2 protein-coding genes are annotated in these 1821 nt (G+C 56.3%); both read right to left on the reverse strand.

The window, feature by feature from the left end; all coding sequences use genetic code 11:
- A partial coding sequence (locus AC1DVH_RS30540) for an autotransporter outer membrane beta-barrel domain-containing protein (RefSeq protein WP_477756935.1) occupies positions 1-1250 on the reverse strand: 1250 nt, incomplete at its 3' end.
- Positions 1251-1530: 280 nt separating this feature from the next.
- A partial coding sequence (locus AC1DVH_RS30545; protein WP_477756936.1) for a hypothetical protein occupies positions 1531-1821 on the reverse strand: 291 nt, incomplete at its 5' end.

A 1821-nucleotide genomic window follows, 5' to 3' on the forward strand; every position in this document is an offset into this window, starting at 1 on the left:
CTGATCAGGGTGCTGCCGGTCAGCGTCCCGTTGTTGACCACCAGCTTGTCGCTGGGAGAACTGTCATCGCCCACGGCGCTTTGCAGCAGCAACTGGCCGCCGTTACCCACGTAATTACCTTCAACCGTCAGGCTGTCATTGGTGCGCGAGTTGCCACCGGTGAGGTCGATGACCCCGCTGTTGTTCAAGGTAACGAGCCGACCTGCAGTCAAAGGCGCGATGCTGCCCTGCACCGACGTCAGCGTGCTGCTGCCATCGACGTTGAACACGCCCGTGCCGCTGGTGCTGTCCCCCAATTGAAAAGTGCCATCGAGATCAAAGCGCGAGCTGTTGCCGAGGTTGACCGTTTCCCAGTTGACGTAGCGGGTGGCGCCTGACGAGGTGGTGTGATCGAAGGTCAGCAGGTCATTGCCAACCCCGCCATTGAGGCTCGGGGTGAGGGTGCTTTCGGTGAGATTGCGCAAGGTCGCGCTATCGTTGCCCGCCTCAAGGAGAATTTGCGAGTGGATGATCCCGCCACCGTCCCACACCAGGCTGTCATCGCCATTGCCGGCGCGGATCTCGCCGACGACTTCCCCACCGGTAACCGTGATGCTGTCGTTGCCGTTGCTGACACTGATGTTGCCGCCGATACGGCCACCGGAAACGATGATGGTGTCGGTGCCTAAACCGGTCACCAGGTTGCCGAGGATCTGCCCCCCGGACATATCGAAAATATTGTTATCGAGTTTCATGTCGACCCGGCCAATGGTGCCGCCGGTCATTTTGGCGATGTCGCCATCCTCGAAGGCGCCGACGATGGTGCCGCCGGTCATCAGGAAGGTATCGTGGCCGTCGCCTTGGGCCAGGGACTGAATGGTCCCGCCAGACATGACGAAGTTATCGATGCCACTGCCCTGGCTGACCTCCCCGGTGACTTGCCCGGCACTGATCGTGAAGCTGTCCGCTGCGTCGCCCTGATCCACCGCGCCGGCCACGATGCCCGAGGCCATGGTCACGGTGTCGGTACCCGCGCCGAAGGTCACGTTGCCGTTGATCCTGCCGGTGCCATTGACGGGGAAGGTCAGGGAGTTATTGCCCGACAAATCGGTCAGCGGCCCGCTGTTGGTGCTGTCGCACACGAAATTGTCGTTACCGGCGGTGGGGGTGAGTGTGCAGGCTGCTTGGGCGGGAAAGGGCCAGCCCATGCATAAACAGATTGAAACGGCGCAGGTGCTGTAGCGGTACTTGGTCAGATCGGAAAAAGTCATGCTTATCTCCCGCGTTTGGATGGGCAGCTCTATGCCGCTCGCGATTAACGGTCACGCATCGGACGCACCTGTAGCGTGAGTTGCGAGACTGCATCGAAAGGCTACTGACCTTGGGGCAGCGTCGGTTACTGTGAAACAAGTGACCGCTTGGCTGCTGAGGTTAAGTTAAACGTTAACAACAGTTTTTGAATGTCGCTACTGTCATAAATGACAGTTTGAAATCTAAATTGGCTTTCAACATGGTAAATTTCGGATTGCTGTGTGAGTGAGATTTCAGGTGTCATCGAAAAAATTTTTGAATAGATGCTACTAGCCCGTTTCTCCGTCGTTGCGTTTGAAGGGTATTCTTGGACGACTCGAAAACGGCGTCGTTGGCAGCGGCCTCTCCAAACTTGCCCGGATTTTCTTCGGAGGAAATGACGGGGGCAGGCTGCACATGTATTAAAAAGCTGACCTTATTGTCAGAGGAAAATTTTTCAACCTTGGTAGCCATCAATCCGAAGTCACTCAGTATTCTTTTAGTGGATTTTCCATTTGGTGTCTTGTTCATAAAGGTTTGAAGTATTTTGTC

Source organism: Pseudomonas sp. P4_C3, from assembly GCF_056402075.1.